The sequence below is a fragment of the Micromonospora sp. MH99 genome (assembly GCF_021442385.1).
GTDB lineage: Bacteria > Actinomycetota > Actinomycetes > Mycobacteriales > Micromonosporaceae > Micromonospora.
Window position 1 is genome coordinate 109,131 of the sequence record NZ_MUZA01000003.1, and the last position, 26,217, is coordinate 135,347.

The following is a 26,217-nucleotide window of genomic DNA, read 5'->3' on the forward strand; positions in this document are numbered from 1 at the left end:
GTTCGCCTCCGATAACCCAGTCGTGATACGGCTGTTACGTGGTAAACGTTGGAAACGAAGTCGATGTTGGAACCTGTTGACTTCCGTGCGGCGGCGGGTGCACCCTCAGCTGTCATGCGGCGATGGCAGGGGAACGGCATCTATTTCGGCGGCGACTACAACCCCGAGCAGTGGCCCGAAGAGACCTGGTCGGAGGACATCGAGCTGATGCGCCGGGCCGGGGTCAACCTGGTCTCCGTCGGCATCTTCTCCTGGGCCCTGCTGGAGCCCGCCCCGGGCCGGTTCGAGTTCGGCTGGCTGGACCGGGCCCTGGATCTGCTGCACGACGGTGGCATCCAGGTGGACCTGGCCACCGCCACCGCCAGCCCGCCACCCTGGCTGGCCCGCGCGCACCCGGAGACGCTGCCCCGCCGGGCCGATGGCGCGATCCTCTGGCCGGGTGGGCGGCAGGCGTACTGCCCCAGCTCCCCGGTGTTCCGCGAGCACTCCCTGGAGCTGGTGCGGGCGGTCGCCGGCCGCTACGCCGAGCATCCCGCAGTGGTCATGTGGCACATCTCGAACGAGCTGGGCTGCCACAACGTGCACTGCTACTGCGACGTCAGCGCCGAGGCGTTCCGGGGGTGGCTGCGGGAACGATACGGCGACCTGGACCGGCTCAACGACGCCTGGGGCACGGCCTTCTGGAGCCAGCGTTACGGCGACTGGACCGAGATCAACCCGCCGCGCACCGCGCCGACCTTCGCCAACCCCACGCAGCAGCTGGACTTCCTGCGCTTCTCCTCCGACGAGCAGCGCGCCCAACTGCGCGCCGAACGCGAGGTGCTGACGGCAGTGGTCCGCCAGCCGATCACCACCAACTTCATGATCGGCATGGGCGTCAAGCACATGGACTACCACTCCTGGGCGTCCGACGTGGACCTGGTATCCAACGACCATTACCTGACCGCCGCCAACCCGCAGGCGCACCTCGGGCTGGCCTTCGCCGCCGACCACACCCGGGGCGTCGCCGGCGGTGACCCGTGGCTGCTCATGGAGCACTCCACCAGCGCGGTCAACTGGCAGCCACGCAACGTGGCCAAGCTGCCCGGCCAACTGCGCCGCAACAGCCTGGCGCACGTCGCCCGCGGCGCCGACGGGGTGCTGTTCTTCCAGTGGCGGGCCTCCCGGGCCGGCGCGGAGAAGTTCCACTCCGCGCTGCTGCCGCACGCCGGCCCGGACACCAAGGTGTTCCGCGAGGTCAGCCAGCTCGGCGCGGACCTGAAGGCCCTCGCCGAGATCCGCGGCAGCCGTGTGGACGCCGACGTGGCGATCCTGTTCGACTGGGAGGCGTGGTGGGCGGTCGAGCTGGATTCGCACCCCAGCGCCGACGTCACCTACGCCGACCGGATCAACGCCCTCTACGGCGCGCTGTGGCGGGCCGGCGTGACAGCCGACATCGTCCACCCGTCGGCCGACCTCAGCGGCTACCGTCTGGTGCTGGTGCCCACCCTCTACCTGGTCCGCGACGCCGACACCGAGGCGCTGCACCGGTTCGTCGAGGGCGGTGGCACGGCGGCCGTCACCTACTTCAGTGGCATCGTGGACCCCAACGACCACATCCGGCTGGGCGGGTACCCCGGGGCCTTCCGGGACCTGCTGGGCGTACGGACCGAGGAGTTCTTCCCGCTGCGCGAGGGCGAGCGGGTCCGGCTCGACGACGGCAGCACCGCAGACGTGTGGACCGAATGGCTGCACGCCGAGGACGCCGAGGTGCTGGCGTCGTACACCGACGGGCCTTTGCCGGGCGTGCCGGCGCTGACCCGGCGGCCGGTCGGCGCGGGCGCCGCCTGGTACGTCGGCACCCGGCTGGACGAGCCGGCCACCGACCGGCTCGTCGCCCGGCTGCTCGACGAGGCCGGGGTCCGTCCGGTGGCGCAGGCGCCGACCGGGGTGGAGGTGGTACGACGACGTGACGGCGAGCGGAGCTGGCTGTTCGCGATCAACCACACCGATACCGAGGTACGCGTCGCGGCAAGCGGCACCGAGCTGTTGACCGGGACGCGGTGTGCGGGTGAGCTGACAGTGCCGGCCGGCGAGGTTGCCGTGGTCCGCGAGGACCGGGCCTGATTTGGGCGACACCAACGATGCGAAGGAGGTTCCCCAGATGCTGGCCCAGCAGCGGCAGACCGCCATCCTCGATCTGATCCGCCAGCGTGGCGGCGTACGGGTGAGCCACCTGGTCAGCCGGTTCGGCGTGTCCGACATGACGATCCGGCGCGACCTGGAGGTCCTGGCCGAGCGCGGTCTGGTGGACAAGGTCCACGGCGGCGCGACCCTCGCCGGGCCGGGCTCGGCCGAGGAACCCGGGTTCGCCGCGAAGTCGATCCGCCAGCAGGCGGAGAAACGGGCCATCGCCGAGCGGGCGGCAACGATGGTGGAGCCGGGGATGGCCATCGCGCTGTCCGCCGGGACGACCACCGCCGCGCTGGCCACCCTGCTCTCCGATGTGCACGGACTGACAGTGGTGACCAACTCGATCCCGGTGGCCGACGCGCTCTACCAGAACCCGCGTGCCGACCAGACTGTCGTGTTGACCGGCGGCATCCGTACCCCGTCGGACGCGCTGACCGGTCCGGTGGCCGAGGCGGCGATCAGCGCGCTCAACGTCGACCTACTGTTCCTGGGTGTGCACGGGCTCAGCCCGCGTACCGGCTTCACCACGCCGAACCTGCTGGAGGCCGGCGTCAACAGGTGCCTGATCGGCGCGGCCCGCCGGCTCGTGGTGCTCGCCGACCACACCAAGTGGGAGACGATAGGCATCGCTACCATCGCCCCGCTGGAGGCGGCCGACGTGCTGATCACCGACGTCGGGATACCCCCCGAGGCCCGCACCACGATCGGCGAACAGGTCGGCGAACTGGTCGTCGTCGAGACGTAGGGGGCCGATCAGCAGGGATCGTCGACGGGCAGGCAGGGTCCGTCGTGGTCGGCCGGCCGCGCGCACCGGCGGCGGTCGGGCATGATCCGGTCACAGAAGACCCAGTGTCGTACGTGCTGCGCATCCTCGGCCGATACGGTGATGCCGCCGACGTCGATCTGTGACGTCGTGGTCAGCGACCGGGCGAGAGCACGGGCCAACTCCAGTGCGCCGGCCAGGTCGACCACCGCCACCGGCAGGTGGATCACGTGCCGGGGCGGTGGCTCGGGCGACTCGGTGAATGCCAGCACTGCGGCCCGAGGCAGCGGTACGAAGACCCCATCCGGCGGAATCACCTCCGCTGCCTCTCGGGCCAGGCGCTCTGCCGGGCCCGCAGCGCCCGCTTGACCCGCGCGTTCTCCTCGCTGAGCAGCGCCAGATCGTGGTGCAGCGTGCTCAGGTCGAGCGCGACGCGGTGCAGGAACCGCCGCACCTCCCGGGGGTCGAGGCCCCTTCGGCCGAAGCCGACGGTGGCGAACTGGTGGTCGCGCACGTGCCGCGGATGCAGCCGGCCGCCGTCGTGGTATGCGCTTCTGGTCATCGGTCACCCCTGTCGTCGTCTGCCGATGGTGGGTCAGGGTCGCGATTGCGGCCCTCTTCGTGGTACGTATTCGTGCAAGTCGGTTCGGAGCCGGGATTTCTACATCCCGACGCTCTAGTTGAGACCCGACGAGAGCCGGTATGCGACTGCCACTCGCGACGCCGCCTCTCGTCACCTTCTCGGCTGTTGGCCCAGCCGCGTTTGCCGTGTTTGCACCGGGCTTCCCCGGGGGCCGGCGATCACCCTCACCCGCAGGCCACGTTTCCAGTGGCCCCGGCATTGGTGCAACGACACCAACGGAATCCTTCTTTGGGTGCCCTGGAGAGGTGAGCATGGCCGCGAACCGAGAGCCGTTCGTTCGAACCCTGCGTGCCCAATGGCTGGGCCAGCAGATGCGTGAGCTGCGCGAGAAGCGTGGGCTCACCCTCAAGTACGTCGCGCAGTATCTTGAGCGTGACTTCTCGTCGCTGGCTCGCTACGAGAGAGCGGAATGGCCCTTCCGGAGAGATCTCGTCGTGGCTTTGCTGGACCTTTACGGCGTCTACGACGAGCGAGAACGGGAGCGGCTCATCCAGCTCGCGCAGGACGCCTGGCGCGTCGACCGCTGGGACAATGGCTTCGACAAGACGATCTACGACAACTCGTTCATTGACTTCCCGTGGTTGGAATCGAGAGCCGATGAGGTCTGTACCTACGCCGCGCATCTGATACCCGGTCTGCTTCAGACGCGCGATTACGCCGAGGCGGTCATCAGGAATGCCGAGCCCAGTTCCGCGAGCGAGGTCGAGATCCGCAGGTGGGTCCAACTGCGGATGGATCGGCAGCTGCTGCTGGATGGTCCTTCGCCGATGAGGCTCGCTGTGATCATTGAGGAGACGGCCCTGCGGCGGCCCGTCATGAGTAGGAGCGTCATGGCTGCTCAACTGGTCCACCTGGCGCGCGCCGCCGCGAAGCCGACCGTCGAGATCCGTGTTCTCCCGCTGACCCTCGGGCTGCACGCGGGTCTGGACGGCACCTTCTGGCTCTTCAGGATGCCTTCTCCCTACTCAGACGTCGCCCATGCCGAAACCCTCGGTGGACGGCTCTTCCTGGAATCGGGCAATGCCTCGCGCTACGTCCGCGCGTACGATCGCCTCCGGGAGGCCGCACTCAGTGCGACTGAGTCGGCGAAGCTGATCACAGCACTCGCGGAGGAGCTGTCATGAGCGAGTCCACGCCTGATGTCGCCTGGCGCATCAGCACCAGGAGCCCGGACAACGGCGGCAACTGCGTCGAGGCGGGGCCTGTTCTCGACGGTTCTGGTCGGGTGGCGGTGCGCGACAGCAAGAACCGCGCGGCGGCGACCCTCGTCTACGGCGTCAGCGACTGGACTGCCTTCGTCAATGGGGTCAAAGACGGCACGTTCGGCCGCGCTGAGCCGTGATCGACTCGACATCGCCGATATCGGGGTGTCCCGGTCGCGTTGATACCCCGACATCGGCGATGTCGAGTCGATCAAAAGTCGCTGGCGGCATGCCCTGACCGGCGGGCACCATCCTGGCCGTGGAAGCGCACGAGGTGGCGGACCTGTTCGACCGGGCGGTGCGGCGGTTGCGGCGGGCCATCGAGGATGGCGACCCCGACGACGGATCGAAGCTGCTCCGGCAGGCGGTTGTCGATCATGGACTTGTGGTGCCCGGTCCGGTAGCTCACGGACGTTTGGTCCCCCACCACGATTCCATGATCGACGATGCGGGGCGGGCGGGGGCAGGCCGGAGCGGTGCGGGTGTGGTGGCCTTTCGGTTGGCTGTCGGCCGGCTCGCCGACGCGGACCGCGTGGTGCGGGCGGCGGCGTGCGACCTGCTCGGCTTCGCGAGCGAGGTGCACGGGGACGACCTGCGCGCGGACGCCGCGACGGCCCTGATCTCGTTGGCCGCCACCGAGACCGATCCCGAGGTGCACTGGTCGATCGCCCGCGCGCTGGGCGCCACCTGCGACCCTCGCGCCCTGCCGACCCTGGTCACCCTCGCGCGTAGCCCCGACAGCGATGTGCGTTTCCAGGTCGCTGTCGCGGTGCCGGCGGTCCTCGACGATCCTCCGGCCGAAGCCGGCGAGGCGGTACTGATCGATCTGTGCGCCGACCCCGACGCGTCGGTGCGGGAGTGGGCCACGTTCGGGCTCGGCTGGGTGAGCACCGCCGACGGGAACGCCGTCCGCCGGGCGTTGTGGGACCGTACCCGCGACGTCGACCCGGAGGTACGCGCGGAAGGCGCCCGAGGGCTGGCCCGGCGGCGGGACGCGCGGGCACTTCCACTGGTACGCGAACTGCTCGTCCGGGACGAGGTCCACCGGTTCACCGTCCAGGCCGCCGCGTACCTGGCAGACCCGTCCCTGCTGCCGCTGCTGGACGGCTTCGATCCTGACGCCGACCACGTCGCCGAGGCCCTGCGCGAATGCGATCCGCTGCGACGTGACCGGCGGACCGACCTGGCATGGCGGCTACTGCTCGCCGTTCACTCGCGTCGGCCCAACTGGGAGGTCACCCTCGCCGGCGCGCGGTGCGACCTCGACCTGAATCTCGACATCACCGACGGCACCGACCGCTCGGGCTACTGGTGTGTGGACGGGTTGCTGCGCCGGGCCGGCTGCGATCCCGAGCGCGCGGCCGAGATGGCGATCGCGGATCTGGGCCCGGCCCGAGACGCGCCGGGGCGCTGATCGACACCAGGTCGCCGATGTGGCGGTGTCCTGGGCGGCGGTTACCGCCACATCGGCGATGTGGATCCGATCAAAGCCGGCCGGCGCACGCGCGGACGGGTCGCGCGCTCACAGCCACCTCACAGGGGTGCTGGATAGGGTGCCCTTCGAGTCAACGTCCGACTCCAACACAGGAGTTTTCGATGGTCTTCAAGAAGATGTTGAGCGCGTTCGGTGTGGGTGGTCCCAGTGTGGACACCGTGCTGACCAACCCCAACACCCGGCCCGGCCTGACCCTCGACGGTCAGGTCAACCTCGTCGGCGGTGACAGCCCGGCGGCCATCGAACAGGTGGTGATCGGCCTCGTCACCCGGGTCGAGGTCGAGGGCCACGACACGGAGTACGCCGGCACCATGGAGTTCCACCGGATGGCCGTGAGCGGCGCGTTCCAGCTCGCGCCCAAGCAGGAGCTGTCGATCCCGTTCCAGCTCCCGGTGCCGTGGGAAACCCCGATCACCGACGTGTACGGCCAGCGCCTGCACGGCATGACGATGGGCCTGCGCACGGAGCTGTCGGTGGCCCGCGCCGTCGACAAGACCGACCTGGACCACGTGGCGGTGCACCCGCTGCCGGTGCACGAGCGGATCCTGGAGGCGTTCCAGCGGCTCGGTTTCCGGTTCAAGCACGCCGACCTGGAGCGCGGTCACATTCGCGGCGTGCAGCAGACGCTGCCGTTCTACCAGGAGATCGAGTTCTTCGCGTCCCCGCAGTACGCGCGCACCATCAACGAGGTCGAGCTGACCTTCGTGACGAGCCAGCGCGGCGTCGAGGTGATCCTGGAGTGTGACAAGCGCGGCGGCTTCCTCAGCGCCGGGCACGACGCCTTCGGCCGCTACCAGGTGTCCCACGCCGACGTCGACCGCGTCGACTGGGCGCAGGTCGTCGACGGTTGGCTGCGCGAGACCACGTCCCGCTACGGCAGCCTGCGCTCGCAGTACGGCCACGGTCACGGCTACGGTCCGGGCCACGGTCACGGCCGTGGCGGCATGGGCGTGGGCGGCATGGTCGCCGGCGCGGCGCTCGGCGTCGCCGGCGGCATGATCGCCGGAGAGATGATCGAGGACGCCTTCGAGGGCGACTTCGGCGACTTCGGCGGCGACGAGTAACGACTCCACAGACGACGGTGGCCTCCGGGAGATTCTCCCGGAGGCCACCGTGCGCTGTGCTGTCACCCGGTCAGTGCCGGGTCTTACGCTCCTCACCGCTGCGCCAGGCGCTGCCGGCCTTGGCCAGGCCGCGGCTACCGAGGTAGCCCAGCGTCAGCAGGGTGATCAGGAACCAGGCGTTGTCGGCCCGGAAGATGTCCACCCCAGCCGAGTTCCGTCCGACGACCTGCGATGCGCCCAGTACGGCGGCCACCGCGATCAGGTAGATCCAGAACTCGGTGGTCTTGAATGCCTGCTTGGTCTCCGTACCGGGTGCCCGCATGTCGTTGCGACGCCCGTCGTGCATGACCGGCATCTGCTGCGTCTCCCGCATCGCGGCGGGGTTCTGCGGGTCGTTCATGGGCCGGTTCATCGGCCGGGTGGAAGCAGCCTGCGTGCTCATCTGGTCCTCCTCAGGATGCGATGAGTCGTACCTGCGTTCCCTCGCCCCGCTACCGCGTTTCGGTCACGGCACGGTTCGCTTTCACGGCGGGGACACCCCCCGACTACCCGAGGCCCGGGACCAGGTAACACTTCCCTCGGCCGAAAAAGAATCGACAGCGGCCGGGCCGATGACGGCGCCGGCGCGACCCGCACGGCGCGGGCGGTTCACGACCGGTCGGGGCGGATGTCCGTTTCCCCCTCGGCACGCGGCGCTGCGGGTTTGGCCGACCGACGACCGGGCACGCCGTCAGTTCCACCGCTTCTGCGAGGTGATGAACGTGCGTGAGGACGACATGCGGCAGGAGGCCGCCCGGCGGGCCGAGGACCGGATCACCGACAGTGTGTACGGCAAGGGTGCCGTCGACGAGGTGACACTGCCCCGTACCGACATCGAGAGCGAGATCCAGCGGGTGGACCCCATGGACCCGGCGCACGAGCGGATCGATCCGCAGGTGCTGCGCGACGGTGGCCCCGTCGGCGGACAGGGCGCGGTGACCACCACAGGTGGCACGGCCGGCCCGGCGAGCGTGCGACGGGTGGCCCGCCAGCCGGAGCGGCACCCCGGCAAGGTGGCCCCGACGACGACCGGGGACGCCACCACCGGCGGTCTGAGCACCCCGATGGGTGGCGGCACCAGCGACCAGTCCACGTCCGCCACCGGGCCGAGCAAGTCCATCCGGGACCGCTCAACCGATTGACCGACGGTGAGCCCGCCCCCGCCGACCAGCCGGTCGGCGGGGGCGCGACCGTCGGTCAGCGGCAGGGGCGCAGGACGCCCAGGCGCTGGGTGGCCCGGGTGAGCGCGACGTACAGGTCGCTGCGCCCGCGCGGCGACTCCGCCACCATCCGGTCCGGGTCGACCACCAACACCGAGTCGAACTCCAACCCCTTGGCCTGCGCGACCGTCAGCACGACCACCCGGCTCTCCAGCTCCGGGTGCTCGCCCACGGTGGCCTCCGGCAGCGCGGCGGTCAACGCCGCGCCGAGCGCGTCCACCCGGCTGGCCGGCACGATGACGCCGAGCCGCCCGTCGGTCAGCGCGGCAGCCTCGCGCGTCGCCGCCGACACCAGCTCCGCGGGCAGCTGCTCGTCGGGCACCGCCCGGTCCCACGGTGGTACGCCGCTCTCGCGCACCGAGCGCGGCGGCCGCAGCGCCGGGTCGATCTCGGCCAGCACGTCGGCGGCGACCGCCATGATCTCGGCCGGCGTGCGGTAGCTGACCGTCAGCTCGGTCAGCCGCCAGCGCCGTGCCACGTAGGGGGCGAGGGCATCGGCCCAGGAGGGCGTGCCGGCGAGCGCGCCGGTCTGCGCCACGTCCCCGACGATCGTCATCGACCGGCTCGGGCAGCGGCGCATCAGCAGCCGCCACGCCATCGGGGACAACTCCTGCGCCTCGTCCACGATCACGTGCCCGAACGCCCAGGTCCGGTCGGCGGCGGCGCGCTGGGCGGTGGTCAGCCGGTCGGCCTCCTCCTGCCGCTGCAGCAGGCGGTCGGCGTCGATGAGGTCGGTCACGCCGAGGATCTCACCGCCCTCGGCCTCGTCCTCGACGTCGATCGAGCGGGAACCCCGGGCGATCTCCAGAACGCCCTCGGCGTACTCCCGTTCCATCATGCGGATGCGGTCCCGGCGGGCGGCGGCGGCCCGCTCGTCCTCACCGAGCAGTTCGGCGGCCTCGTCCAGCAGCGGCACCTCGGCGGGCGTCCAACCGCCCGGTTCGCGATGCAGCCGGGCCCGCTCGTCGTCGGTGAGCATCGGCGCGGCGGCGGCGATCCGGTCCTGGTCCGCGTACAGGTCGGCGAGCAGGCGCTGGGGGGTGAGCACCGGCCAGAGCCGGTCGAGGGCGGCCTGAATCTCCGTCTCCTCGCGCAGCTCGCGGCGGATTTCGGCGCGGTCGGCCTCGTCGAGCAGGTTGTCCCCGCCCAGCGGGTCGGCGCCGATCCGCTCGGCCACCTGGTCGGCGAGCGCGTGCACGATCTCCACGTCGAACAGCGCCCGGGCCAGGTTGTGCGGCCGGTCGGTGCGGCGCACCCGGTCCCGGGCGGCGCGCACCGTCTCCGGGTCGAGGGTCAGCACCTCGCGCTCCACCTCGATCTCCAGCGGCTCGTCCGGCACCCACTGCCGGTCCCGGACGGCCAGCGCCAGCACCTCGGCGAGCACCTCCCGGCCCTTGAGCGCCGCGGTCTCGGCCGGCTCGACGCGCTGGGCGCTCACCCCGGGAAACAGATCACCCTGGGTACGCAGCAGCACGCCCGTCTCGGCCAGTGTGGGCAACACCTGGGAGATGTAGCGCAGGAACGTCGCGTTCGGGCCGACCAGCAGCACACCCCGGCTGGACAGCTCCCGCCGGTGTGTGTAGAGCAGGTACGCCGCCCGGTGCAGCGCGACAGCCGTCTTGCCGGTGCCGGGGCCGCCCTGGACCACCATGACGCCGGGCAGGTCGGCGCGGATGATCTGGTCCTGCTCGGCCTGGATGGTCTCCACGATGTCGCGCATCCGGCCGCTGCGACCGGCGTTGAGGGCGGCGAGCAGCGACGCCTCGCCGGTCAGTTCCTCGTGCCCGCCGGGCGAGGCGCTGTCGATGTCGAGCACCTCGTCGTTGAGCCCGGTCACCTTGCGCTGGCGGGTGCGCAGGTGCCGCCGCCGGCGTACGCCCTGCGGGTTGGCGGCGGTGGCGAGGTAGAAGGGACGTGCGGCGGGGGCCCGCCAGTCCATCAGCAGCGGGTCGTAGTCACCGCTGGTGTCGAAGATCCCGATTCGGCCGATGTATCGGCGGGAGTCGTCGTCGCCGTCGAGCCGGCCGAAGCAGAGACCATTCTCCACTGCGGAGAACTGCTCCACCTGGTCGGCGTACATCGCCACGGAGCTGTCGCGCTGGGAGCGGTCCTGCAGGGTGCCGCCGGTGTTGCGCAGCTCGGCGGTGAGCCGGTGGGCGGCCTGCTCACGCAGCCCGTCCAGCCGGTCGTAGAGCATCGAGACGTACTCCTGCTCGCGGCCGATCTCGTCGTCGAGCGGCAATTCACCGGTACCGCCGGAGTGCCTTGACAAGCCGTCTCCCTAAAGATTAGAATGCTCTGCAGGAACGGCTTTTATGCCGTTCTTTTTTGTGCCCTCGAATTGTTGAAGATAGCGCGGCCCGGCGGCTGTCACCAAGCCGACCGGGCCGATTCGAGTCACACAACGCCGGGCCGACCAACAGGTCGACCCGGCGTGAGAGCTTCGGGAAATCAGCCGCGGGCCACCTGGTAGAGGCGCTCGGGGGTGACCGCTCCGGCGAGCACCCGACCGTCGTCGGTGAGCAGCACGCTGAACAGCTTGCCGGTGAGCAGTCGGCCACTGCCCCAGTCCCCACTGACGGCCGGCAGCCCGCCGAGCAGCTTCGACACGTCCGCGTCCGGCGTCGCACCGGCCGGCTTGCCGGCGGCCGCCTTGCCCGGGGCCCCGTCCAGGCGCGCGACCAGGACTGTGGTCCAGCCGTCGCCCGCGGTACGCACCTGCGGGTCGCCGCCCCGTGCCGCCTGCGCGGGCCGGCCCGCCGACGGCCGCTCGGCGGTCTCCTCGGTGACGGACACCCCCGGTGGCGGGTTGAAGGCGAACTGGTCGGCGTCGGGACGCCGGTAGTCGACCTGGGTGAAGGCCATCTCGAATGCCGGCTGGTCGCTGCCCTTGGCGAGCACCTCGAAGCGCAGCGGCACGTGCTGCGTGGCGTCGATGGCGATCCGCAGCTGGTGCACCAGCGAGTCGCTGTCGCGCGGCTGGAGCACCAGCTCGTAGGCGTCCCGACCGGCGACGGTGGCCGAGCGGCCGACGCTGACCTCGGTGCTCGGATCGATCGCGCCCAACGCCAGGTCGGCGGCCTCCTGCGGGGTGGCGGGGAGGCTCGGCGTCGCCGCGGGACCCGGCTTTCCGGTCGTTCCCGCGCCGCCCAACGTGCGGTGGCGCGCGGTGTTGCCCCGGCTCTCCCAGGTCCACACGTCCCGGCCGTTGCGGATCACGTCCTGCTCGCCGAGGGTGTCCACCAGCGCGACGCGCTGCCGCTCCGGACCGGAATACCAGACCCGCAGGGTGTGCGTACCGGTCAGCAGGGCGCTCAGATCGTTGCCGGGGATCAGCCCGACCAGCGGCGGCAGACCGAGGTCGGCGCGCTGCACCACCGTCCCGGACAGCCCCTCCAGCCGGGACGTCTGAAGATCCACCAGGAGTTGGGCTGCGGTACGCGGCGGCAGGCTCGGCTCCGCCTCGGCGGCGAACGTGCCGATCGCGGCGCCTCCACCGATGACGACGACGCCAGCGGCCGCCGGGACCAGCCAGCGCAGGACGGGACGGCTTCTCAGGATCGACATGGTGCACCTCCTGCCAGACATCCTGCCCGGTCCGCGCTGTGAAGGCGCTGAGGACGCCGAACCTTCGACTTTGACCCAGGTGGCACCCTTGGACCGTGCGGTTGTTGGTGGTGGAGGACGAGGCCCGGCTGGCGGCTGCCCTGCAACGCGGCCTGCAGGCGGAGGGGTTCGCGGTCGACGTGGCGGCGACCGGCCCCGCCGGCCTGGACGCGGCCCGGCACGGTGGGTACGACGCGATGATCCTCGACGTGATGCTGCCCGGGCTGTCCGGCTACGAGCTGGTCCGCCGACTGCGCGCCGAGCAGCACTGGCTGCCGGTCCTGATGCTCTCGGCCAAGGACGGCGAGTACGACCAGGCCGACGGCCTGGACTGCGGCGCCGACGACTACCTGACCAAGCCCTTCTCGTACGTGGTGCTGCTGGCCCGCCTGCGGGCCCTGCTGCGTCGGGGAGCGCCGGAACGCCCCACCGTGCTGACGGTCGGCGACCTGCGGTTGGATCCGGCCCGCCGACGGGTGACCCGCGCCGACGCCGAGGTGACGTTGACCGCGCGGGAGTTCGCGTTGCTGGACTATCTGATGCGTCGTCCCGGCCAGGTGATTTCCAAGATCGAGCTGCTGGACCACGTGTGGGACGCCAGCCTGGAGACGGCGCCCAACGCCGTCGAGGTGTACGTCGGCTACCTGCGCCGCAAGCTCGGCCGCGACCGGCTGGAGACCGTCCGGGGCGCCGGCTACCGGCTGGCGACGTGACACCTGCCGGTCCGGCCCGCCGGCTGCCCGGGTGGGGCCTGCGCGGGTTGGGCCTGCGCGGGCGGCTCACGGCGCTCGGCGTGCTCGGTCTCACCGTCGGGCTGGCCCTCGGCGGGGCGGTGCTGCTGGGCGCGCTCGGCTTCGTGCTCCAGCGCACCGTGGACACCGAGGCGTTCCGGACCGCCGACGCGGTAGTCCTGCTCGCCGCCGAGGACGCGTTGCCCGACCCGCTGCCGGTGGCGGGCGGGCAGGTCCGGGTCCAGGTGATCGACGCGCAGGGTCGGATCCGGGCCGCCTCGATCGACGCGGACCGGCTGGTCCCGATGGTCCGCCCCGAGCGGCTGGACACCGGTCACCGTCAGCGCCTGGTGGTGCCGGCCGAGCGCGTCGGGCTCGCCGGCCCGGTGCGGGTGGTCGCCGTACCGGCCGGCACCGACGCGGATCCGCTCACCGTCCTGGTCGCCCGGTCGATGGCCGACGTCCGGCACAGCACGCACGTCGTACGCGTCATCCTGCTGGTGGCGTTCCCCCTGTTGGTGGCGATCCTGGCCGGGGTGGCGTGGCGGGTGATCGGTGCGACGTTGCGTCCCGTCGAGGCGCTGCGCCGGGGCGCCGAGGAGATCACCGGCCGCGCGGGCGGCGGTCGCCTGCCGGTGCCCGCCTCCGCCGACGAGATCCATCGGCTGGCGGTCACCCTCAACGGGATGCTGGACCGGATGGAGTCGGCCCGGATCCGGCAGCGGGCCTTCGTCTCCGACGCGGCCCACGAGCTGCGCAGCCCGCTCACCAACATCCGCACCGAGCTGGAGGTGGCCCAGCGCCTCGCCGACCGCACGGACTGGACGGCGGTGACCGTCAACCTGCTCACCGACACCGAGCGGTTGAGTCGTCTGGTCGACGACCTGCTGCTGCTGGCCCGCCTGGACGAGATGCCAGCGGCGCGCGGGACCGGCCCGGTCGACCTGACCGCCCTGCTGACCGAGGTCGCCGCCCGGTACCCGTCGCCACCGGTGCTCCTCGTGCCGCCGCCGGACCCGCTGTGGACGACCGGAAACGCGGCCGAGCTGCGGCGGGTGCTGTCGAACCTCGTCGACAACGCGGTCCGGCACGCGCGCGGCAGCGTGGTCCTCGCCGCCGAGCCGCACGACGACGCCGCGTACCACCTGGTGACGGTGACCGACGACGGCCCGGGGATTCCGGCGGCCGACCGGCGGCGGGTCTTCGACCGTTTCACCAGGTTGGACGACGGCCGGGGCCGCGACGACGGTGGCGCCGGCCTGGGCCTCGCCATCGTGTGGGAGCTGGTCCGCCGCGCGGGCGGCACCATCACCCTGACCGACGCCGACGGCCCGCAGGGGCTGCGGGTGCGTCTGCTGCTGCCGAGGACGCCGATCGGGGACGCGCAGGAAGCGGCGGTCGACACACCATGACGGCGGCGGTGCGTCGGGCGGGTCGTCAGCGGCGCTGGGTGCAGACCTGGTTGGCGCTCGCGACGGTGTCGGTGGACCAGACGACAGCCACGGTGAAGCAGTAGTCGTTGGCGCGGTTCAGCGCGTAGACGATGTAGCTGTCGGTGCCGGCGGGCAGCGTGGCGATCGCCGTCTTCTCCTGCCCGGCCCGGCCGGCCGACACGACCACCGGTCCCTCGCCGCCGGCCGGGTACGTCCAGCGCAGGGCGATGTTGTCCCGGTTGTCGCGCAGACTCACCGACCCGGGCGGGGTGCCGGGAGCGGCGACCGGCGCTGCCGTGCTGGCGGCAGCGGTGCCGGTGGCGGCCGGCGCACCCGTGCCGCTCGGGCCGGCGCTGGGGGAGCCCCTGTCCGGTCCGGGTTTCGGGTCGTCCCCGTCGCCTACCCGCGCCACCCCGGCGATCACCGCCGCCGTGCCCAGCAGCACCACGACGACGCCGGCCACCAGCACCGGCACCAGCCGGTTGCGCGGCGACGTCTTCGCCCGGTGCACGGGCACCGGCAACAGCCGGGACGGCGTGTACGGCTCCAGCGGGGCGTACGGCTGCGCCGGTTGGTCCGGCTGGGCCGACGCGCCGGGGCGGTGCAGCCGGTAGACGCCGGACGTCTCCTCGGTGCCGCCCGTGAACCCGGCCACCGACGGGGGCACCGGCGGAACTGTGGAGTGCGGGACGGGGTCGTCCGTCGGATCCGGTGGCCAGCGGAAACCCGGCGACCCGTCCGGCTCGTCGGCCGGCACCCGGGGGTTCGGCACCGGGCCGCCCCCGTGCACCGGCCGGCCCTCGTCGTCGTGCTCGACCGGACCGGTCACCCCCGGGTCCACCGGGCGGGGCGGGGGCGCGGGTGGGTGGTACGCGGACTCGACCGGCCGGTCGCTGTGCGGCGCGGTACGCGCGGCGGGCACCACCGGGGCGTCCCGGTCGGCGGGCGCGTCGTCGGCGCAGACATGGTCGGGGTTGGCCGCCGCCCGGGCGAGAGCCGCCACCTGCAGCGCCAGCGGGTCGTCGGCGGCCAGGTGCTGCCGGCACAGCTCGCGGGCCAGCGCCAGGTTGTCGTGCGCCTCGGCGAACTGCCCACAGTCGCGCTGCATGGCGCCGAGCCGGGCCAGCATCTTGATCCCGCTGGGGTGACCGTCGCCGTACACCTCGCGGTGCAGCTCCCAGGCGTCCTGGAGGCGGTCGCGGGCCACCGTGCACTGGCCCCGGGCGTACTCGACGGTGGCCAGGTCGGCGTGTGCGGCCAGCACCCGCAGCGACTCGGGCCCGTCCTGCGCGGTCAGCTCGATGATGACTTCCTGGTACAGCCGGGCGGCCCGGGAGTGGCTGCCGACCCGGTGCAGCACGGCGGCCAGGGTGGCCGCGGCGGCCACCGTGCGGGGGTCGGAGCGACCGTGCAACCGGGTGGTGGCCGCGTACGCGAAGGCGGCCCAGCCTCGGGCGGAGTGCGGCTCGCCCAGGGCGACGAGCACCCGCGCCTGGAGGCTGGGCGCCTCGGCCAGCTCGGGCGTGGCGTTGGCCGGGCGGGGGTCGGCGTCGGTGAGCGCGTCGGAGAGCAGCCGTTGCGCGCCAGCCACGTCGCCAGTGGACACGAGGTGGTGCGCCTGGTCAGTCAACTCGTCGAAGCCGGAGGACACGCCCCATCGTGCTCATCCGACGACGGTAAGTACAAGACGCGCGCCGGTGCCGATCGGTCAGGATCTGGTCAGGTGCTCGGCCAACGTCTCGCTGATCCGGCGCAACTGGTCGACCTGGGCCGGGCTCAACGGGTCGAACAGGTGTCGGCGTACCCCCTCGACGTGGCCGGGGGCGGCGGCGGCGAGGGTGGCGAAACCGTCGTCGGTGAGCACCGCGATCTGCCCGCGCCGGTCGGTGGGGCAGTCCTCGCGGCGTACCCAGCCGGCCGCCTCCAGACGGGCCACCGCGTGCGAGAGCCGGCTGCGGGACGACCCCGCCGCGTCGGCCAGGTCGCTCATCCGAAGTTGCCGGCCCGGGGCCTCGGAGAGCCGGACCAGGATCTCGTAGTAGGCGTGCGGCATGCCGGCATCGCGTTGCAGCTCGCGGTCGAGCGTGTCCATCAGCGCCCGGGAGGCGGCGAGGAACGCCCGCCAGGTGCGCTGCTCATCGGGGTCCAACCAGCGGGTCATGACGACCATCATACCCGCAGTGGTTGAACGCTCAACTAAATCGCGCTAATCTGGGGCCATGGGTATCCACCGGCTCAACCACGCGGTCCTCTACGTCAGTGACCTCGCCCGCAGCGTCGCCTTCTACCGCGACGTGCTGGGCTTCCGCCCGGTGGCGATGACCCCGGACGGCTTCCGGGGCGCCACCTTCCTCCAGGCCCCCGACTCCACCAACGACCACGACCTCGGCCTGTTCGAGATCGGCGCGGGCGCCGGCCGGTCCACCGCCGGCCGGGCCACCGTCGGGCTCTACCACCTGGCGTGGGAGGTCGACACCCTCGACGAGCTGGCCGCCACCGCCGAGCGGCTCGCCGCCGCCGGGGCGCTGGTCGGCACGTCCGACCACGGCACCACCAAGAGCCTCTACGGCCAGGACCCGGACGGTCTGGAGTTCGAGGTGGTCTGGCTGATCCCGGCCGACCTGCTCGACGACACCGCCCTGGCCGCCCGCAAGCAGATCGGTCGGCTCGACCTGGACGCCGAGCGCCAGCGCTACGGCGGGCAGACCCGCGGTGGCGTGGGGATCTCCGTGCCGGCCTGAGCCGGCCATAGGGTAGAACGGACCGATGCCAACCAACCGGACCACCGACTTCCTTCGTGAGCTGCTGGTCCGCCAGGTGACGACCTGGTTGCCCGCCGCCCTGCACCGCTCCCGGCGGGCAACCATCGCGCTGGCCTGGGCCGGCGCCGACGGCGGCGCGGCCGAGGCGGTGCTGCGGGTGGTCGCCGGCCACGCCGCCCAGGTGCGGGGTCGGCAGGTGACGGTGTTGGTGCTGGCCGACGGCGCTGCCGACCTGCCGGCCCGGCTCGGGCCGATCGAGGCGGAGTTGCCTGCCGAGGTGACCGTGCACCTGCTGCCCGGCGGTCCGGACCGGTTGCCGGTCGCGGTGAAGGCGGCCGGCGCCGCCGGGTCGCCGCTGTTCTGTTTCCTGGACCTGCCCGGCGAGGTGTCCCCGCAGCTGCTCGGCGCCGCCGCCAACGGCCGCACCGGCGAGGTGCTGCTGCACGCCGGCGACGTCGCCCGTGCGGCCCTCATCGCCGCCGGATTCCCGCTGGTCGCCGAGGTGGCGCCGGTGCTCCCGACCGACGCCGCGGCAGGCGCGACAGCTCCGGCAGGCGGGACAGCTCCGGCCGGCACGACGGATGACGCGGCGGTTGGCGTGGTCGCGTTCGGCAGCCGTTCGGACCGCAGTCTGGAGGCGGTGCGTGACGCGCTCTGGACGGTCGGCGCGGACCTTGGTGTGCGCTACCGCGACCCCGCCGACCCGACGGTCCCGCCGGTGGACGTGGCCGGGGATCCGGCCCTGGAACCGCTGGCCGGAAAGCTGCTGGCCGAGTTGCGCCGGGGCGGGCCACGGCCGGTCACCGAGCTGCGCCGGCACACCCTCACCGCAACTGTCTACCGTGCCGCGGACGCCAACCGCGCGCTGGCCAACCTGGTCGAGGCGGGCGACGTACGCCGCGAGCGCGACACGGGCCGCCTGGCCGGCGACGAGATCATCACGCCCACGCGCTGAGGCCCCCGCGATCTTGCACTTTCTGTCCCGACATATCGGGGGAATGCCGCCCAAATCTAAGACCGAAACTGCAAGATCGGCGGGGCGCGGCGCGGGTGCGGGTGGGTGCGGGTGCGGGCGGGGTGGGGTGGACGCCGGGCGGGGTGGGGTGGACGCCGAGCGGGGTGCCGGTGAATCACCGGCACCCCGCTCGACTCCCGGGACGCTACGACCGGGACTTGTCCTGCTTCCAGGACAGCGGACCCGGCAGGTCGACGCGGTGCGCCCGGGCCTTCGAGTTCCAGGACCAGCGCCCGATCTTGATGCTCCACGAGGAGAAGCCGTTCTCGGTGAAGTTCAGGATGATCGGACCGTACTTCTTGCGCTTGCGAAACATGAGGCCCATCGGAGGTCTCCCCTCGTCACCGTTCCCTGCCGTGTCGAGATCGAACATTCCCGGACGGGCGAAATCCGAAACCACCTCGCCGTCCCCGGTGGACGGTGCTGCGGCACGAGGCGGCAATCTCTATTCATCAGATAGGTGTTGCGCGGCGGTAAACGCTGCTAGGGGCGCTTCGTAACATCGCTGGCGATGAAAGTCTCACCTTCTGGAAGACCGTTGACCGGTCGCTGCGACCGGCGGCAGCATGGGCTCATGTCGCAGCGGGATGAGCTCCTCCTCATCGCTTGCGTGCACGTCGACCTGGTCCGGCACGCGAGCGCGCTCTGTTGAGCTGACCGGTTCTCCCCGGCCCGGCTCCGTCGCCGCACTCTCACCGCTCGCCCGCTCACCGCGGAGCGGCGTGCCTCCACGCGCCCCACCCGGGTGCCCTGCACTTCCATCGTGGACAGATCAGGAGACCTCCCATGTCCCCACCCCGTCGTGCCCTCCTGCGTGGCCTCGCGGCCGCCGCCGCGTTGACCCTGCTCACCGGCATGGCCGGCTGCGGCGGCGACGCCGAGGCCGGGCAGGCCACCGAGCTGCGCTACCAGGGCTCGGTCGGCCAGGTCACCCTCCCCGAACTCGCCGCCGACCTCGGCTACCTCGGCGACGTGAAGCTCAACTGGATCGGCAACGTCACCGGCGGCCCGCAGGACATCCAGGCCACCGCCACCGGCCAGAGCGACTTCGGCGGCGCGTTCAACGGCGCGATCGTCAAACTCGCCGCTGCCCACGCCCCGATCACGGCCGTCGTCAGCTACTACGGCTCCGACGCGCAGACCTTCCAGGGCTACTACGTGCTCGACGACAGCCCGATCCGCAACCCTCGCGACCTGATCGGCAGGAAGGTCGGCATGAACACTCTCGGCGCCCACGCCGAGGCGGTGCTCAAGACCTGGCTGGCTCGCGGCGGGCTCACCCCCGCCGAGATCAAGCAGGTCGAGCTGGTCGCCCTGCCGCCGGTCAACGCCGAGCAGTCGCTGCGGCAGAAGCAGATCGACGTGGCGGTGCTCGGCGGGGTCATCCGCGACAAGGCGATCGCGGGCGGTGGCATCCGCACCGTCGTCACCGACTACCAGCTGCTCGGCGCGTTCAGCGCCGGCACGTACGTCTTTCGCGACGACTTCATCACGCGCAACCCGGAGACCGTCAAGGCGTTCGTGACCGGAGTCGGCAAGGCCATCGAGTGGGCCCGCACGCAGCCCCGGGAGACAGTGGTCGCCCGGATGCGCGACATCATCGCCAAGCGCGGCCGCAACGAGGACCCGTCGCTCGTCGCGTACTGGAAGAGCAGCGGCGTCGCCGGGCGCGGCGGGGTGATCAGCGAGCAGGAGTTCGGCACCTGGATCGACTGGCTCGCCGCCGAGGGCGAGCTGAGGGGCGAGCGTCCCCAGCCGTCCGACATCTTCACCAACCGGTTCAACCCCTTCGTGGACGGAGGGAACGCGTGAGCACCGACAAGATCCTCTTTGACCGGGTGAGCAAATCCTTCGGAGTCCGCGCCACCCGGCGGGGGACCGCCGGCGCGGTGACCGCGCTGGACCAGGTGACCCTCGGGGTACGCCCCGGCGAGTTCCTCGTCGTCGTCGGCCCCAGCGGTTGCGGCAAGTCCACCCTGCTCGACCTGCTCGGCGGGCTCATCGCACCGACCGGCGGTCAGGTGCTCGTCGACGGCCGGCCCGTCACCGGCCCCGGCCTGGATCGGGGCATCGTCTTTCAGCAGTACGCGCTGCTGCCCTGGCGCACCGCCGCCGGCAACGTGGCGTTCGGGCTGGAGGCCAAGGGCGTGGCCCGCGCCGAACGAGCCGAGAAGATCGCGTACCACCTGGACCTGGTGGGCCTGAGCGGGTTCGCCGACCGCTACCCGCACGAGCTGTCCGGTGGCATGAAACAGCGGGTCGCCATCGCCCGCAGCCTCGCGTACGACCCGGACGTGCTGCTCATGGACGAGCCGTTCGCCGCGTTGGACGCGCAGACCCGCGAGAAGTTGCAGGACGAGCTGGTGCGCATCTGGGCGCGCACCGGCAAGACCATCGTGTTCATCACGCACGGCATCGACGAGGCGGTGCACCTCGGCCAGCGGGTGGCGGTGCTCACCTCCCGACCGGGGCGGGTCAAGCAGGTCATCGACATCGACCTCGGCGACCGGGACGCCGTCGAGGACGTGCGCTCCACCGACGCGTTCCGCCACCACCGGCACCAGATCTGGACGCTGCTGCGCGACGAGGTGCGCGCCGCACAGGCCGCCGAAGGCGCGGCGGGCAGCCGCACCGCCCACCCCGGAGCGGTCGGTGGTCGTACCCCCGTCGTCGCCGGAGCCGACGCGCGGCGCGGGGCGCCGACGGCGGCCGACCCCGAGGAGGCCCGCGTTGGTTGACATCGTCGAACGTCCCACCCGGCTGGCGGCCCCACCGGCCTTGCCGGACGCGGTGGCCGTGCCCGCAGCCGCAGGCCGGACCGGTCGGTTGCTCGGCCTCGGCGCGAGGGCGCTGCACCGCAGCGTCGCGATCGTCGCGCTGGCCGCCGTCTGGGAGGGCGCACCCCGGCTCGGCCTGGTCGACCGGGTGTTCCTGCCGCCGCTGTCGGAGGTGCTGGCGGCCTGGTGGGAGCTGCTGCGCAGCGGGCAGCTCGCCGAGCACGTCGGCGCGAGCCTGACCCGGTCGCTGGCCGGGCTGGGTCTGGCGGTGCTCACCGCGATCCCGCTCGGGCTGCTGATCGGCTGGTACCGGCCGCTCGCCGAGCTGCTCAGTCCGCTGCTGGAGGTGTTCCGCAACACCGCCGCGCTGGCCCTGCTGCCGGTTTTCGTGCTCATCCTCGGGCTGGGGGAGACCTCCAAGATCGCCCTGGTGCTGTACGCGTGCTCCTGGCCGATCCTGCTGAACACGATCGCCGGCGTGAAGGGCGTCGACCCGCTGCTGATCCGCTCGGCCCGCTCGATGGGCCTGAATCATCTGCGGCTGTTCCAGAAGGTGATCCTGCCGGCGGCGGTGCCGACCATCTTCACCGGCGTACGGCTGGCCGGGGCGTACTCGATCCTGGTGCTCGTCGCGGCCGAGATGGTCGGCGCGAAGGCCGGCCTCGGCTACCTCGTCAACTACGCGCAGTACAACTTCGCGATCCCCGACATGTACTCCGGGATCATCACGATCTCCGCCATCGGTCTGGTCGTCAACCAGCTCCTCGTCGCCCTCGAACGCCGCTTCTCCACATGGCGCGTCGACGTCTCCGCCGGATAGGACACTGTCATGCCTCGAACCCTGCACCTCAACGCGTTCCTGATGGGCGTCGGCCACCACGAGGCCGCCTGGCGGCACCCGCGCACCGACCCGCGTCGGGTCACCGACGTGCGGCACTTCCAGGAGCTGGCCCGGATCGCCGAACGCGGCACCCTCGACTCGCTGTTCCTCGCCGACGGGCTGTCGGTCGGGCCGAACCCCCGGCACAACATCCAGGCCGTCTTCGAGCCGCTGACCCTGCTCGCGTCGCTCGCCGCCGTGACCGAGCACATCGGTCTCATCGCGACCGTCTCCACCACCTACAACGAGCCGTTCCACGTCGCCCGCAAGTTCGCGTCCCTGGACCATCTCAGCGGTGGCCGCGCCGGCTGGAACATCGTCACCTCCGCCCAGGAGCGGGAGGCGGTCAACTTCAACCGCGACAGCCACCCCGCGCACGCCGACCGCTACCGGCGGGCCGCCGAGTTCGTCGACGTGGCGATCAAGCTCTGGGACAGCTGGGAGGACGACGCGCTGGTCTTCGACACCTCCGGCGGGATCTTCGCCGACACCGACCGGGTGCACGAGGTGGCCCACCGCGGGCCGGAGTTCCAGGTTCGCGGCCCGCTCAACATTCCCCGACCGCCGCAGGGCCGGCCGCTGCTCGTGCAGGCCGGCTCGTCGCCGGACGGGATCGCCTTCGCCGCCCGGTTCGCCGAGGCCGTCTTCACCGCCCAGCAGACCCTCGCCGACGGGCAGCGCTTCTACGCCGAGCTGCGCCGTCAGGTCACCGCCGCCGGCCGGAACCCCGACCTGGTGAAGGTGCTGCCCGGCATCGCGCCCGTGATCGGCGGCACCGAGGCCGAGGCGCGCACGCTCGCCGCCGAGCTGGAGGAGCTGATCGTCCCCGAGTACGCCCTCGCGCAGCTCTCCGGGATGCTCGGCATCGACCTCACCGGCCTGCCGCTGGACTCCCCGCTGCCCGAGCTGCCGGACTCCGGCACCGTGCAGGCCCACCAGAGCCGCTACCAGCTCGTCACCGACCTGGCCCGCCGGGAGAAGCTCACCGTCCGGCAGCTCATCGGCCGGCTCGGTGGCGGCCGGGGTCACCGCGTGGTCGCCGGCACCCCGGAGCAGGTCGCCGACCAGATCGAGCTGTGGTTCACCCAGGGCGCCGCCGACGGGTTCAACATCATGCCGCCGCACCTGCCCGGCGGGCTCGCCGACTTCGTCGACCACGTGGTGCCGGTGCTGCGAGCGCGAGGGTTGTTCCGCACCGGATACACGGGCGCGACCCTGCGCGAGCACTACGGCCTGCCCCGACCGGCCAGCTCGTACGCCGCGCCGACGCTGGTGCCGGCGTGACCACCGTGGAGCGTCCGACAACGGACGCGACCGAGCTGCGACCGGTGGACCGGGACCTGTTCCGCGCGCTGCTGCGCCGGCAGGCCACCAGCGTCACGGTGGTCACCGCCGTGGCCCGGTCCACCGACCCGGCCTGCCTTGGTGGGATCGGCGCACCCCTCCGGGCCGGGTTCACCGCCACCTCGTTCACCTCGGTCTCGTTGGATCCGCCGCTCGTCTCGTTCTGCCTCGGTACGGCGTCGTCGAGCTGGCCGGTGCTGGCCCGCGCCGAGCACGTCGCGGTGCATCTGCTGGCCGCGCGGCAGCGGGAAGCCGCGACGGTCTTCGCCACCAGCGGCATCGACCGGTTCGCCGCCTACCCGGACTGGACACCCGGCCCGTTCGGGGTGCCGCTGCTGAGCGGGGTGCTGGCCCGGCTGCTCTGCCGGGTGGTGCACCGCGTCCCGGCCGGCGACCACACGCTGGTGATCGCCGAACCGCTCGCCCTGAGCGACGGCGGCGACGGTGCCCCGCTGGTGCACCACAGGGGTGGGTACACCACGGCAGCGCCGGCATGACCGCACCGACCACGTCCGACCTGCTCGCGCTGGACCGGGCCGCCCAGGACCTGCTGTTCCGGGCGGCCCGAACGGCCGAGGCGTTCACCGACGAACCGGTCACCGACGCGCAGGTAGCGGCGATCCACGACCTGATCCGGTACGGGCCGACCGCGTACAACGGCCAGCCGCTGCGGGTGCTGCTGCTGCGCTCGCCGGAGTCCCGGGCCCGGCTGCTGCCGCACCTGTCCAGCGCCAACCGGGCCAGGACGGCCAGCGCCCCGCTGACCGCGATCCTCGCCGCCGACGTCGACTTTCACGAGCGGCTGCCCGAGCTGTATCCGCACCGACCACAGGCCCGGGAGTGGCTGACGGACCGGGCGGCGCGCGTCGAGCAGGCCCGGTTCAGCGCGACTCTGCAGATCGGCTACCTGATCGTCGGTGTCCGCGCCGCCGGTCTCGCCGCCGGCCCGATGGCCGGTTTCGACGTCGCGGGCGTCCAGCGGGAGTTCCTCCCCGACGGTCGGCACGAGGTGCTGCTCCTGCTGAACCTCGGGCACCCGGCCGCGCACACCGGGCCGGCACGTCTGCCCCGGCTGGACGCCGGGGACGTGATCCGCACCCTCGATTGCTGACCGGGAAGACGGGACCGTCCCCGGTGCCGGAGGGACGCCGGCACCGGGGACGGAAGGTCGCGGGTCAGGCCCCCTTGACCCAGTCCACAGTGAAGCGGGCGAAGAAGATCCCGCCGGTGTTGCCCACCTCGTACAGGTTGCCGACCGTCCCGTCGTTCAGCACGGCCATCGTCGAGTAGCCCGCGCCGCCCGGCTTGACCAGCGCACGGGCCGGCCAGCTGGCGCCGTCGTCGGTGGAGAGCCGGACCGTGAGGTCGTTGCGCGCGGCCGGGGCGGCGTTGTTGCTGAACAGGGCGGTGCGGGTGCGCACCGGAGCGCCGTTCGTGCCCACCTCGGACGGGCGCAGGTAGGAGATCTCGTCGGCGTTGCACAGCGGATCGGTCAGCACGGCGCTGGCCGTGGCCGGGCCGAACGTCACGCCACCGTCGGTGGACGTGGAGTAGAACCGGCTGCGGGTGCTGTTGTGCCGCATGTTCTGCACGATCGCCCCGGTGCCGCGCTCGATCGCCTTGCTCTCGTTGATGTTCCCGCCCGCCGGTCCGCCGCGCCGCCACGTCACGCCGTGGTCGTCGCTGTAGATGTTGCCGGTCTGGGTCAGGCCCGCCGCGTCCCGGTAGACGAACGGCTGGATCAGGCGTCCGGTGCTGCTCTGGATGCCGTGCCCGGAGGAGAAGAACGCCTGCTGCCAGGTCGCCACCTTGATGGTCGGGTTCAGCTCCACCGGGGCGCTCCAGGTGGCGCCGTTGTCCCGGCTGGTGATGTATTGCAGGTGCAGGCTGTTCGGGTCGTCGGCGGTGTTCAGACCCGAGGAGCCGGACCAGAAGCTGATGCCCGGCTTGGGGGAGCGGGTGTAGAAGCAGTAGACGACACCTGTGGTGCGGTCCACCAGCAGGCTCGGGTCGCCCGCTCCCTCACTGATGGTGGCCGGCGCGTGGATGACGCGCGGCTGGTCGAAGGTACGTCCACCGTCGGTGCTGCGGGTCATGGCGATCTGGATGTTGTTGGTGCCGCCACCCAGGTCGTACGAGCCGTTGACCCGGGCGTCTGCGACGGCGATGACGGTGCCGTTGTTGGTGACGGCCATGCCCGGGATCCGGACCGAGGCCGCCGTTCCGTCGTACCGGCCGTTGGCGCCGTTGAGGTTGCGGATGACGCTCTGGGTGGTCAGCACCGCCGTGCTGTTCATCTGCGGGGTGCCGGCGGCCAGGCCGCACCCGGCGGTGCCGCGCACCGTGGTGTCGAAACCGGAAGCGGTGACCCGCAGGGTGTACGCGGTGCCGGCGCCGACGGTCCAGTAGTGCAGGTAGTTGCCGCCGGCCGCGATGCTGCGGGTCCACGGGGAACCGGTGCGCCCGGGCCACGCGACGGTGAAGTCGCGGGCGGTGGTGGTGCGGTTCTCCAGGGCGAGCTGGAGCCGGCCGGCCGTGCAGTCGTAACTGGCGAGCGCGGACATGCCGGTGCCGCAGTGGAAGATGCCGGCGGAGGTGTCGTCCAGCCCGGTCGGGGTGGTCGTCCGCAGGGTGTACGCGGTGCCCGCAGGGAGGGTCCAGTACAGCTCGTTGCTGCTGCTGCCGGCTGCGACCGTCCGGGTCCAGGGCGAGTTGGTGCGGCCCGGCCAGGTGACGGTGAAGGTCTGCGCGGTGGTGCTGCCGTTGGTGAGCCGCAGGTTGAGCCGGCCGGTCGTGCAGTCGGCGCTGGCGGTGGCGCTCACGCCGGCGGGGGCGGCGTGAGCTGGCGTGGCGGGCAGGATCGCGGCCACGCCGAGGACGGCGACCACGACAGCTGTCACTCGGCGCGACAGTGCTCGGACAGGAGACACAGGATTCCTTCCGGGGGACGGGGGTGCGAACGGGGGAAGCAAGGCGTAAGACGTCGGATATCTGATGTCGGGACGCTAACCGGACGCCGGCCGGTCGTCAATAGATCGATGCGGGAGGGTGCGCGGGGGCGCGGGCATCCA

The 26,217-nt window shown here is 72.0% G+C and carries 27 protein-coding genes; 17 read left to right on the forward strand and 10 right to left on the reverse strand.

The genetic code is table 11. The features are described 5' to 3' along the window. Positions 1-114: 114 nt before the first annotated feature. Positions 115-2,106, forward strand: coding sequence for a beta-galactosidase (locus B0E54_RS02750; RefSeq protein ID WP_234581634.1), 1,992 nt, complete (start codon positions 115-117; stop codon positions 2,104-2,106). Between the two features lie 37 nt (positions 2,107-2,143). Next, positions 2,144-2,917: a DeoR/GlpR family DNA-binding transcription regulator gene (locus B0E54_RS02755; RefSeq protein WP_234581635.1), complete on the forward strand. Its 774-nt coding sequence runs from the start codon at positions 2,144-2,146 to the stop codon at positions 2,915-2,917. Between the two features lie 8 nt (positions 2,918-2,925). Here the strand turns inward: B0E54_RS02755 and B0E54_RS02760 are convergent, their stop codons facing one another. After that, complete coding sequence (locus B0E54_RS02760) at positions 2,926-3,165, reverse strand: hypothetical protein (RefSeq protein ID WP_234581712.1); 240 nt, start codon at positions 3,163-3,165, stop codon at positions 2,926-2,928. An 83-nt stretch (positions 3,166-3,248) separates the two neighbouring features. Beyond that, complete coding sequence (locus B0E54_RS02765; RefSeq protein WP_234581636.1) at positions 3,249-3,497, reverse strand: DivIVA domain-containing protein; 249 nt, start codon at positions 3,495-3,497, stop codon at positions 3,249-3,251. Positions 3,498-3,829: 332 nt separating this feature from the next. Here B0E54_RS02765 and B0E54_RS02770 point away from each other — a divergent pair, with 332 nt between their 5' ends. Together B0E54_RS02770 and B0E54_RS02775 are read left to right on the forward strand one after the other, a co-directional pair. After that, a complete protein-coding gene (locus B0E54_RS02770) occupies positions 3,830-4,702 on the forward strand; it encodes a helix-turn-helix transcriptional regulator (RefSeq protein ID WP_234581637.1) in 873 nt (290 codons plus the stop codon). After that, entirely contained in the window at positions 4,699-4,920 is a 222-nt protein-coding gene (locus B0E54_RS02775) for a DUF397 domain-containing protein (protein ID WP_234581638.1), read from the forward strand. Before B0E54_RS02770 ends, B0E54_RS02775 begins: the two co-directional genes overlap by 4 nt. Before the next feature lie 71 nt (positions 4,921-4,991). Here the strand turns inward: B0E54_RS02775 and B0E54_RS02780 are convergent, their stop codons facing one another. Then, positions 4,992-5,159: a hypothetical protein gene (locus B0E54_RS02780; RefSeq protein WP_234581639.1), complete on the reverse strand. Its 168-nt coding sequence runs from the start codon at positions 5,157-5,159 to the stop codon at positions 4,992-4,994. A gap of 108 nt (positions 5,160-5,267) precedes the next feature. Here B0E54_RS02780 and B0E54_RS02785 point away from each other — a divergent pair, with 108 nt between their 5' ends. Together B0E54_RS02785 and B0E54_RS02790 are read left to right on the forward strand one after the other, a co-directional pair. Continuing rightward, positions 5,268-6,194 (forward strand): HEAT repeat domain-containing protein, encoded by a 927-nt coding sequence (locus tag B0E54_RS02785; RefSeq protein ID WP_234581640.1) that lies wholly within the window; start codon positions 5,268-5,270, stop codon positions 6,192-6,194. 182 nt (positions 6,195-6,376) lie between these two features. Beyond that, positions 6,377-7,339, forward strand: a complete 963-nt coding sequence (locus B0E54_RS02790; RefSeq protein WP_234581641.1) for a sporulation protein — start codon at positions 6,377-6,379, stop codon at positions 7,337-7,339. A gap of 70 nt (positions 7,340-7,409) precedes the next feature. On the opposite strand, the gene B0E54_RS02795 is transcribed toward B0E54_RS02790, so the two are convergent. After that, positions 7,410-7,694, reverse strand: a complete 285-nt coding sequence (locus B0E54_RS02795; protein ID WP_374109237.1) for a hypothetical protein — start codon at positions 7,692-7,694, stop codon at positions 7,410-7,412. Positions 7,695-8,100: 406 nt separating this feature from the next. Between B0E54_RS02795 and B0E54_RS02800 the strand changes: the two genes are divergently transcribed. Next, positions 8,101-8,520, forward strand: a complete 420-nt coding sequence (locus B0E54_RS02800; RefSeq protein WP_234581643.1) for a hypothetical protein — start codon at positions 8,101-8,103, stop codon at positions 8,518-8,520. Positions 8,521-8,575: 55 nt separating this feature from the next. Here the strand turns inward: B0E54_RS02800 and B0E54_RS02805 are convergent, their stop codons facing one another. Both B0E54_RS02805 and B0E54_RS02810 read right to left on the reverse strand, forming a co-directional pair. Beyond that, the gene (locus B0E54_RS02805; protein WP_234581713.1) at positions 8,576-10,795 is read right to left on the reverse strand and encodes an ATP-binding domain-containing protein; all 2,220 of its coding nucleotides are present in this window, start codon (positions 10,793-10,795) and stop codon (positions 8,576-8,578) included. 254 nt (positions 10,796-11,049) lie between these two features. Further along, positions 11,050-12,165 carry a sigma-E factor regulatory protein RseB domain-containing protein gene (locus tag B0E54_RS02810; RefSeq protein ID WP_234581644.1) on the reverse strand — a complete coding sequence of 372 codons (1,116 nt, stop codon included), beginning with the start codon at positions 12,163-12,165 and terminating at the stop codon, positions 11,050-11,052. Between the two features lie 95 nt (positions 12,166-12,260). On the opposite strand from B0E54_RS02810, the gene B0E54_RS02815 reads away from it, so the two are divergent. After that, positions 12,261-12,917, forward strand: coding sequence for a response regulator transcription factor (locus tag B0E54_RS02815; RefSeq protein ID WP_234581645.1), 657 nt, complete (start codon positions 12,261-12,263; stop codon positions 12,915-12,917). 23 nt (positions 12,918-12,940) lie between these two features. Continuing rightward, on the forward strand, positions 12,941-14,347 hold the full coding sequence (locus tag B0E54_RS02820; RefSeq protein WP_374109238.1) for an ATP-binding protein: 1,407 nt from the start codon (positions 12,941-12,943) through the stop codon (positions 14,345-14,347). Between the two features lie 25 nt (positions 14,348-14,372). On the opposite strand, the gene B0E54_RS02825 is transcribed toward B0E54_RS02820, so the two are convergent. Together B0E54_RS02825 and B0E54_RS02830 are read right to left on the reverse strand one after the other, a co-directional pair. Continuing rightward, positions 14,373-16,019, reverse strand: a complete 1,647-nt coding sequence (locus B0E54_RS02825; RefSeq protein WP_234581646.1) for a tetratricopeptide repeat protein — start codon at positions 16,017-16,019, stop codon at positions 14,373-14,375. Between the two features lie 57 nt (positions 16,020-16,076). Next, positions 16,077-16,538 (reverse strand): MarR family winged helix-turn-helix transcriptional regulator, encoded by a 462-nt coding sequence (locus B0E54_RS02830; RefSeq protein WP_234581715.1) that lies wholly within the window; start codon positions 16,536-16,538, stop codon positions 16,077-16,079. A 49-nt stretch (positions 16,539-16,587) separates the two neighbouring features. Here B0E54_RS02830 and B0E54_RS02835 point away from each other — a divergent pair, with 49 nt between their 5' ends. Together B0E54_RS02835 and B0E54_RS02840 are read left to right on the forward strand one after the other, a co-directional pair. Beyond that, positions 16,588-17,109 carry a VOC family protein gene (locus B0E54_RS02835; protein ID WP_234581647.1) on the forward strand — a complete coding sequence of 174 codons (522 nt, stop codon included), beginning with the start codon at positions 16,588-16,590 and terminating at the stop codon, positions 17,107-17,109. 25 nt (positions 17,110-17,134) lie between these two features. Further along, the gene (locus B0E54_RS02840) at positions 17,135-18,085 is read left to right on the forward strand and encodes a hypothetical protein (protein ID WP_234581648.1); all 951 of its coding nucleotides are present in this window, start codon (positions 17,135-17,137) and stop codon (positions 18,083-18,085) included. A 205-nt stretch (positions 18,086-18,290) separates the two neighbouring features. Here B0E54_RS02840 and B0E54_RS02845 read toward each other — a convergent pair whose 3' ends face one another. Next, positions 18,291-18,470: a DUF4236 domain-containing protein gene (locus B0E54_RS02845; RefSeq protein WP_030333600.1), complete on the reverse strand. Its 180-nt coding sequence runs from the start codon at positions 18,468-18,470 to the stop codon at positions 18,291-18,293. A 461-nt stretch (positions 18,471-18,931) separates the two neighbouring features. Between B0E54_RS02845 and B0E54_RS02850 the strand changes: the two genes are divergently transcribed. The 6 genes from B0E54_RS02850 to B0E54_RS02875 are packed head-to-tail and all read left to right on the forward strand — an operon-like array spanning position 18,932 to position 24,257. Further along, on the forward strand, positions 18,932-19,957 hold the full coding sequence (locus B0E54_RS02850; protein WP_234581649.1) for an ABC transporter substrate-binding protein: 1,026 nt from the start codon (positions 18,932-18,934) through the stop codon (positions 19,955-19,957). Next, complete coding sequence (locus B0E54_RS02855; protein WP_234581650.1) at positions 19,954-20,883, forward strand: ABC transporter ATP-binding protein; 930 nt, start codon at positions 19,954-19,956, stop codon at positions 20,881-20,883. Before B0E54_RS02850 ends, B0E54_RS02855 begins: the two co-directional genes overlap by 4 nt. Further along, entirely contained in the window at positions 20,876-21,742 is an 867-nt protein-coding gene (locus B0E54_RS02860; protein ID WP_234581651.1) for an ABC transporter permease, read from the forward strand. Before B0E54_RS02855 ends, B0E54_RS02860 begins: the two co-directional genes overlap by 8 nt. Before the next feature lie 9 nt (positions 21,743-21,751). Further along, entirely contained in the window at positions 21,752-23,086 is a 1,335-nt protein-coding gene (locus B0E54_RS02865) for an LLM class flavin-dependent oxidoreductase (protein ID WP_234581652.1), read from the forward strand. After that, positions 23,083-23,643, forward strand: a complete 561-nt coding sequence (locus tag B0E54_RS02870; protein WP_234581653.1) for a flavin reductase family protein — start codon at positions 23,083-23,085, stop codon at positions 23,641-23,643. The genes B0E54_RS02865 and B0E54_RS02870 overlap by 4 nt, the downstream gene beginning before the upstream one ends. Beyond that, positions 23,640-24,257: a malonic semialdehyde reductase gene (locus B0E54_RS02875; RefSeq protein WP_234581654.1), complete on the forward strand. Its 618-nt coding sequence runs from the start codon at positions 23,640-23,642 to the stop codon at positions 24,255-24,257. Before B0E54_RS02870 ends, B0E54_RS02875 begins: the two co-directional genes overlap by 4 nt. Before the next feature lie 64 nt (positions 24,258-24,321). On the opposite strand, the gene B0E54_RS02880 is transcribed toward B0E54_RS02875, so the two are convergent. Next, positions 24,322-26,046 (reverse strand): exo-alpha-sialidase, encoded by a 1,725-nt coding sequence (locus B0E54_RS02880; protein WP_234581655.1) that lies wholly within the window; start codon positions 26,044-26,046, stop codon positions 24,322-24,324. Between the last annotated feature and the right edge of the window lie 171 nt (positions 26,047-26,217).